This is a genomic window from Actinotalea sp. (assembly GCF_041597215.1).
GTDB lineage: Bacteria > Actinomycetota > Actinomycetes > Actinomycetales > Cellulomonadaceae > Actinotalea.
The window spans coordinates 1-8092 of record NZ_JBFHHB010000152.1; the positions used below are offsets into that span (position 1 = coordinate 1).

Below are 8092 nucleotides of genomic sequence, written 5' to 3' on the forward strand. Positions count from 1 at the left end.
CCACGACCACGACCACGACCACGACCACGACCACGACGGCCACGACCGGCACGGCCGGCACGACGAGCCCGACCGCGAGCCGCTCCCCGGGCTCCGGATCCGCGGGCGAGTCGCGACCCCCTCCGCGCAGGACTGGGACGTGATCCGCAGCCCGTGGAACGTCCTCGTCGACCAGCGTCCTCGCGCCGTCGTGCTCCCGGCCGATGCCGAGGACGTCGCCGCGACGGTACGCGTCGCCGCCCGCCACGGACTGAGCGTCACCGCGCAGGGCCCCGGCCACGGCGCCTCGCGCTCGCTCGCCGGCACGGAGCTGGACCGGACCGTCCTCCTGCGCAGCTCGGCCCTCGACGACATCTGGATCGACGCAGCGGCACGGGTCGCGCGAGTCGGGGCGGGAGTGTCCTGGAGCGCCCTGCAGGCGGCCCTCTCCGGGACCGCGCTGACCGGGCTCGTGGGCTCCAGCGGAGGCGTCTCCGTCGTCGGCTTCTGCCTCGGGGGCGGACTGTCCTGGTTCAGCCGCGCCTACGGCACGGGCGCGGGCTCGCTGCGGGCCGTCGAGCTGGTGGACCCGAAGGGTCGGCGTCGCTGGGTGACCGACGCGTCCGACCCGGAGCTCATGTGGGCGCTGCGGGGCGGCGGCGGTGACCTCGGCATCGTGACGGCGGTCGAGGTCGACCTCTTCCCTGCGGCCGAGATGCACGGCGGCACCCTCGCCTTCCCCGCTGCGAGCGCTCCGGCGGTGCTCCGAGCCTTCCGCGACGCGGCAGCACGAGCGGGCGAGGCCACCACGCTCTGGGCGACCCTGCTGCACCTCCCGGACGTCGAGGCGATCCCGGAGCCGATGCGCGGGCAGTCGCTCACGCTCGTCCAGGCGATGCACCTCGGCAAGGCTCATGAGCTCGAGGACCTGATCGCCCCGATCCGCGCCGCGGGACCGCTGCTGCGTGACGCGATCCGGCCCGTCGGGCTCGCCGAGGTCGGCGACGTCGCGGAGGACCCGGTCGACCCGAGTCCCTCGATGCTCACCGCCACCCGGGTGCGGGCCCTGGACGACGCAGCCATCGACGCCCTGGTCGGCGTCGCCGGTGCGGGGAGCGGGACGCCGCTGGTCCAGGTGCAGGTCCGGCATCTCGGCGGCGCCCTCGCCCGGCAGGGAGCCCCTGCCGTCGCGGGGCCGACGGATGCGGACTTCCAGGTCAGCGGGTTGGCCATGGTTCCGGGCCCCGCGCTCGTCCCGGTGATGGACGCCGGCCTCGACGCGCTGCTCGCCGCGCTGCAGCCGTGGTCCGTCCCCGGGCTGACGTTGACCTTCCTCGACCGTGGCGACACGATCGCGCGCGCCTACCCGCAGTCGGTCGACCGGCTCCGCCGTCTCAAGCGACGGGTCGACCCGTTCCGGCGGATCCGGAGCAACCACCCCCTGCTCGCCGGGGCCTGATCCGCCCGGCGTAGGGCCGTCCCCGGCGAGCTCTCGCCAGGGACGGCCCTACGCCGCACCGCTGCCCACTCAGTCGACCGGTGCTGCCGCCTGGGCGAACTGGCTCCGGTAGAGGCGGGCATAGGCCCCGTCCGCCTCGATGAGCCGGGCGTGCGAGCCCTGCTCGACGATCGCGCCGTCCTCCATCACCAGGATGACGTCGGCATCACGGATCGTGGACAGGCGGTGCGCGATGACGAAGGAGGTCCGCCCCTGGCGGAGCGCCGCCATCGCGTGCTGGACGAGCACCTCCGTCCTGGTGTCGACCGAGCTGGTCGCCTCGTCGAGGATGAGGATCGCCGGATCGGCCAGGAAGGCCCGCGCGATGGTGAGCAGCTGCTTCTCCCCCGCGCTGACGTTCGATCCCTCGTCGTCGATCACCGTCTCGTACCCGTCGGGAAGGGTCCGCACGAAGCGGTCGACGAAGGTCGTCGTCGCGGCGGCCTCGACCTCCTCGCGGGTGGCCCCGATACGGCCGTAGGCGATGTTGTCCGCGATCGTCCCGCCGAAGAGCCAGGTGTCCTGGAGCACCATGCCGATCTTCGACCGCAGATGCTCTCGGTTCATCGTCGCGGTGTCCACCCCGTCCAGGGTGATCCGGCCGGCGTCGACCTCGTAGAACCGCATGAGGAGGTTCACCAGCGTCGTCTTCCCGGCTCCTGTCGGCCCGACGATGGCGACCGTCTGGCCGGGCTCGGCGACGAGCGAGAGCCCGTCGATGAGGGGCGTGTCCTCGACGTACCGGAAGGCCACGTCCTCGAACACGACACGCCCCTGGACGGTGGCGAGCTCGGCAGCGTCCTCGGGCTCGGGCGACTGCTCCTGGGCGTCGAGCAGCTCGAAGACCCGCTCGGCCGAGGCCACCCCGGACTGCAGGAGGTTCATCATCGAGGCGACCTGGGTGATCGGCTGGGTGAACTGCCGCGAGTACTGGATGAACGCCTGGACGTCACCGAGACTCATGGACCCCGAGGCCACCTTCAGCCCGCCGATGACCGCGATCGCCACGTAGTTGAGGTTCGAGATGAACGTCATCGACGGCATGATCAGCCCGGAGATGAACTGGGCGCGGAACGAGGCCTCGTAGAGGTCGGCGTTCTCGGCGGCGAAGGTCCGTGCCGAGGCCTCCTGACGACCGAAGACCTTGACCAGCGCGTGCCCGGTGTACATCTCCTCGATATGACCGTTGAGCGTCCCGGTGGACTTCCACTGGGCGATGAACTGCGGCTGCGAGCGCTTGGCGATCTGCATGGTCACCAGGCCGGAGAGCGGGATCGTGACCAGGGCGATGAGCGCGAGCTGCCACGAGATCCAGAACATCATCCCCAGCACCCCGACGAGGGTGAGGATCGCGGTGATGAGCTGGCTGAGGGCCTGCTGCATCGTCTGGCCGAGGTTGTCGATGTCGTTGGTGACCCGGGACAGGATGTCGCCGCGCGACTCCTTGTCGAAGTACCGCAGGGGCAGCCGGCCGAGCTTGTGCTCGACCTGCTGGCGCAGCCGGTACATCGTCCGCTGGATGAGCCCCGTCGTCAGCAGGCCCTGCAGGTAGCCGAAGACCGATGCGCCGACGTACAGCCCGAGGACGAGGAGGAGGATCCGCAGCAGGGCGTCGAAGTCGATGCCCTGGCCCAGGACGACGTCCTGCATCCCGGAGAGCAGGTCGGCGAGCTGGGACTGGCCGGCAGCCCGCAACGCGTCCACGGCCTGGTCCTGGGTCGTCCCCGCGGGGAAGGTGTCCGCGAGCATCGTCCCGACCACGCCCGTGAAGATCACGTCCGTCGCGCCGCCGAGGATCTTCGGCCCCATGACGTTCAGGGCCACGCTCGCCGCGGTCAGGAGCAGGGCCAGGCCCAGGACGGCCCGTTCCGGGCGGATCAGGCCGAGGACCCTGCGGAGCGAGCCGCGGAAGTCCATCGCCTTGGCGGCCGGCATGCCCATCCGACCCATCGGTCCGTGCCCGTGCCCGGGCCCGCCCGGCCCTGGCTGACCTCCGCGGGCAGGTGCGCCGCTCGGCCGGCCCGTCGTCTGCGCGCTCATGCCGCCTCGCTCTCGGTCACCTGGGACAGGACGATCTCGCGATACGTCTCGTTGTCCGCCATCAGCTCCTCGTGGGTCCCGATGCCCACGACGGCACCGTCGTCGAGCACGATGATGCGATCGGCCGTGCGGATGGAGGCCACCCGCTGCCCGACGACGACGACGGTCGACTCCCGGGTCTCGGGTACCAGCGCCGCACGCAGGGCGGCGTCCGTGGCGAAGTCCAGGGCCGAGAAGGAGTCGTCGAAGAGGTAGATCTCCGGTTTGCGCACCAGCGCTCTGGCGATGGCGAGGCGCTGCCGCTGTCCCCCCGACACGTTCGTCCCGCCCTGGGAGATCTCGGCGTCCAGTCCGCCCATGTCACGGACGAAGTCCGCGGCCTGGGCGACCTTCAGGGCATGCCAGAGGTCCGCGTCGGTGGCGTCCTCGCGCCCGTAGCGCAGGTTGGACCCGACCGTCCCGGAGAAGAGGAAGGGCTTCTGGGGGACGAGCCCGATGCGGCCCCACAGGGTCTCCAGGGACATCTCGCGGACGTCGACCCCGTCGACGAGAACGGCGCCGCCGGTCACGTCGAAGAGCCGAGGGACCAGGCTCAGCAGGGTCGTCTTCCCCGCACCGGTCGAACCGATGATCGCGGTGGTCTCACCCGGCTCGGCGCGGAAGGAGACCTGCTGGAGCACCGAGGCATCCGCCCCCGGGTAGTGGAACTCGACGTCGCGGAGCTCGAGCCGGCCCCGACCGACGAGCTCGGTCACGGGCTCGACCGGCGGGACGACGGAGGTCGGGGTGTCGAGGACCTCCATGATGCGCTCCGCGCTGACCTCCGCACGGGGGACGATCATGAACATCATCGTGGCCATCATCACGGACATGAGGATCTGCATGATGTAGCTGAGGAACGCCGTCAGCGCCCCGACCTGCATCAGCCCGTCGTCGATCCGCTGCCCCCCGAACCACAGGATCGAGACGCTCGACACGTTCATCACGAGCATGACCGCCGGGAACATGATCGCCATCAGGCGACCCACCCCGATCGCGACGTCGCGCAGGTCGCCGTTCGCGTCGGCGAAGCGCTCGCGCTCCACGTCGTCGCGCACGAAGGCCCGGATCACCCGGATGCCCTGGATCTGCTCCCGCAGCACCCGGTTGATCCCGTCGATCCGCACCTGCATGAGCTTGAACAGCGGGCGCATCCGGCTGATCACCGCGAGCACCACGCCGAGCAGCACCGGGACGATGATCAGCAGGAGTCCCGAGAGCTCCACGTCCTCGCGCATGGCCATGATGACCCCGCCGATCGCCATCACCGGGGCGGCGATGAGCAGCGTCAGCCCGAGCAGCACGACCATCTGCACCTGCTGCACGTCGTTGGTCGTGCGGGTGATGAGCGAGGGGGCGCCGAAGGCGCCGACCTCGCGGGCCGAGAACTCCTGCACCTTGCCGAACACCCGGGCCCGGACGTCGCGGCCCATCGACATGGCGACCTTCGCACCGAAGTACACGGCGACCATCGCGCAGACGACCTGCCCGAGGGACACCAGCAGCATCACGCCACCGGTCCGCAGGATGTAGCCGGTGTCCCCCTTGGCCACGCCGTTGTCGATGATGTCGGCGTTGAGGCTCGGCAGGAACAGGTTCGCGATCGACTGGACGAGCTGGAGGGCGAAGACGAGCGAGAGCGGGCCGGAGTAGGGGCGCAACGAGGTGCGCAGCAACCGCATCAGCATGAGGACTCCGTGGCTGGACGGGCCCGGACGCCGTCGAGGAAGACCTCGACGATGTCGCGGGCGGAGAGCGGGTCTGCGGGGTTGAGGGACTCGTGGACCGTCGAGGTCGCGACCGAGAGCAGGATCCGTGCGCACACCTCCGGGGTGGTCCGCAGCTCCTCACGGTGCGTGGACAGCACCGCGGCAAGCGCGGCCCTGATCTCCTCCGGCGCGCGCATCTGCCGGCCCCGCAGGGCCTGGACGGCGTGCGCGAGAGATCCCGGTCCGGGATCGACCACGGCCCCGCACCGAGCGAACTGCTCGTGCTGGGTGCGCGCCAGCTCGTGAGCGACCCCGAGGACCATGCGCAGGTCGCGCCCGCGGTGCTCGATCACGTCGACGACGCGCTCGAGCACGTCTGCCAGGTCTCCCGCGGTGGGAACCGCCGCGATCGCCGCGACGAACGGCTCGGGATCGAGCGCTCGCGCGATCGCCGCGACGAGGATCGCCGTCTTGTCGTCGAAGACGCGGAACAGGGTGCCCTCCGCGACCCCCGCGGCGTCGGCGATCTGGCGGGTCGTCAGGGTGCCACCGTGCTCCCGGAGCAACGGGATGGTCGCCTCGAGGACGGCGCTACGCCGGTCGTCCGGCGCCAGTCGCGCTCGCGGCGGCTCGTCGGGGGCCAGGACATGAGGATGGACAGGGCGAAGATGACTCACGGGAGCCGAGTGTACGCCTGCGGAGCGAGCACTCACTCCGCAGGCTGGAACGTCCCGACGAACGGCTCGGGCGCTCCCCCGTGGGGAAGCGCCCGAGCGGTACCGCTACGTGGTCAACCCGCCGGCGGCGGGGGCGGGGCGGAGTCCGAGCCGGGCTCCTCGTGGGCCGGGGGCTGCGGAGCACCCTCGTGCAGCCCGGCCTCGACGCCCGGGTCGCGGCGGTGACCGCTGAGCGTCCCGGACCGGGTCGCGTCCTCCGTGGCGGCAGCGGACTCGCGACGCGCCTCGGCAAGAGCCTCGGCCGGGTCGGTCAGCGAGGTCGGCGGCAGGTCGTCGCGCAAGGGCGAGTCCCCGGGCGCGCGGAAGGCGATCGGTCCGGACTCGGGCGAGCCGCCGAAGCCCTGGGAGATCGCCGAGAGCGCTGCGGTGAACTCGGTCGGGATGAACCAGACCTTGTTCGACTGCGTCCGCGCCACCTCCGGGAGCATCTGCAGGTACTGGTAGGCCAGCAGCTTCGGGTCCGCGTCCCCGCGGTGGATGGCGTCGAAGACCTGGAGGATCGCGCGGGACTCGCCCTCGGCGTTGAGGATCGCCGCCTGGGCGTTGCCCTCCGCGCGAAGGATCGCCGACTGCTTCTCACCCTCGGCCGTGAGGATCTGCGACTGCTTGACACCCTCGGCGGTGAGGATCGCCGCACGGCGGTCACGCTCGGCACGCATCTGCTGCTCCATCGAACCCTGGATCGACTGCGGCGGGTCGATGGACTTGAGCTCGACACGGTTGACGCGCACGCCCCACCGGCCGGTCGCCTCGTCGAGCACACCGCGCAGCTGACCGTTGATCTGGTCACGACTGGTCAACGTCTGCTCGAGGTCCATCGACCCGACGACGTTACGCAGCGTCGTGACGGTCAGCTGCTCGATGCCCTGGATGTAGTTGGCGATCTCGTAGACGGCTGAGCGCGGCTCGGTGACCTGGAAGTAGATGACCGTGTCGATGCTCACCACGAGGTTGTCCGAGGTGATGACGGGCTGCGGCGGGAAGGAGACGACCTGCTCACGCAGGTCGACGCCGGCACGGACCCGGTCGACGAAGGGGATCAGCAGGTGCAGCCCGGCGTCGAGGGTGCGGGAGTACCGTCCCAGCCGCTCGACGATGATCGCGACCGCCTGGGGGACGATCCGCACCGAGCGGACGAGGGTGACGACGACGAAGACGACCAGCAGGGCGAGCAAGAAGTAGCCGACAAGGGTGCCGACATCTGAATCGTTCACGAGGTTGTCTCCTGTGGTCGGTGCGGCGACTGCGGTCTGTGCGGCGACGCCGGCGACCCCGGCGTCCGACGATCTGGTTCCACGCCCTCGTGCACCGCGGTCACCACGGCGGTGGCCCCTGCGATGCGGACCACCGTGGCCTCGTCGCCGACCGCGAGCACCTCGTCGTTCTCGGTACGTGCGCTCCAGACCTCACCGGAGAGCTTGACCCTGCCGGAGCGCTCGGTGACCTCGGCGACGACGACGGCGACCCGGCCCACCTGGGCCGCCACGTTGGTCTCGACCAGGGGGACCCGGTTGCGCAGGTGGCGCAGCAGGAAGGGGCGCAGCAGGAAGAGCAGCAACGCGGCCGTCACGGAGAACCCGACGACCTGCACCCACAGGTCGGCGCCGAGGAGCGACAGCACCGCGCCGACGAGCGCCCCGCCGGCGAACATGATCAGCACGAGGTCGAGCGAGATGACCTCCAGCACGGCGAGCGCCAGCACCACGCCGAACCATCCGGCCCAGGCCCAGTCCATCACTGCCCCTCTCGAACGACGTCGTCCAGCACGATCCTAGTCGCGTCGTCCGACGCCGCACGGGAGAGCCACGGGCGCTCCGCCCGGCTCATCGAGCTGCGCGAGCGGTGAACCGCTCCCCGCCGTTCCCCTCGTGCCGGGCCACCGCGAGCTCGAGCCCGAAGGCCTCCGACAGGGCAGGACCCGTGAGCACCTCGTCGATCGGTCCGGCGGCATGCACCGTCCCGTCCTTGAGCAGCAGGAGGTGCGTGAAGCCCGGCGGGATCTCCTCGACGTGATGGGTCACGAGCACGAGGACCGGCGAGCGCTGGTCGCCGGCGAGCTCGGCGAGCGCCGCGACCAGCTCCTCCCGTCC

6 protein-coding genes and 1 pseudogene are annotated in these 8092 nt (G+C 71.1%); 1 reads left to right on the forward strand and 6 read right to left on the reverse strand.

Annotated elements, in window-relative coordinates:
- The coding region (locus ABWK99_RS11080; protein ID WP_372594763.1) for an FAD-binding oxidoreductase at nucleotides 1-1438 on the forward strand (1438 nt) is incomplete at its 5' end.
- A gap of 69 nt (nucleotides 1439-1507) precedes the next feature.
- Here the strand turns inward: ABWK99_RS11080 and ABWK99_RS11085 are convergent.
- The 6 genes and pseudogenes from ABWK99_RS11085 to ABWK99_RS11110 form a co-directional block, all read right to left on the reverse strand.
- On the reverse strand, nucleotides 1508-3517 hold the full coding sequence (locus ABWK99_RS11085) for an ABC transporter ATP-binding protein (RefSeq protein WP_372594764.1): 2010 nt from the start codon (nucleotides 3515-3517) through the stop codon (nucleotides 1508-1510).
- Nucleotides 3514-5244 (reverse strand): ABC transporter ATP-binding protein, encoded by a 1731-nt coding sequence (locus ABWK99_RS11090; protein WP_372594765.1) that lies wholly within the window; start codon nucleotides 5242-5244, stop codon nucleotides 3514-3516. Before ABWK99_RS11090 ends, ABWK99_RS11085 begins: the two co-directional genes overlap by 4 nt.
- A complete protein-coding gene (locus ABWK99_RS11095) occupies nucleotides 5238-5942 on the reverse strand; it encodes a TetR/AcrR family transcriptional regulator (RefSeq protein WP_372594766.1) in 705 nt (234 codons plus the stop codon). Before ABWK99_RS11095 ends, ABWK99_RS11090 begins: the two co-directional genes overlap by 7 nt.
- A gap of 113 nt (nucleotides 5943-6055) precedes the next feature.
- Nucleotides 6056-7216: an SPFH domain-containing protein gene (locus tag ABWK99_RS11100; protein ID WP_372594767.1), complete on the reverse strand. Its 1161-nt coding sequence runs from the start codon at nucleotides 7214-7216 to the stop codon at nucleotides 6056-6058.
- The gene (locus ABWK99_RS11105; protein WP_372594768.1) at nucleotides 7213-7737 is read right to left on the reverse strand and encodes an NfeD family protein; all 525 of its coding nucleotides are present in this window, start codon (nucleotides 7735-7737) and stop codon (nucleotides 7213-7215) included. The genes ABWK99_RS11100 and ABWK99_RS11105 overlap by 4 nt, the downstream gene beginning before the upstream one ends.
- 88 nt (nucleotides 7738-7825) lie before the next feature.
- Nucleotides 7826-8092 (reverse strand): annotated as a pseudogene (locus ABWK99_RS11110) (ABC transporter ATP-binding protein); the annotation flags it as partial.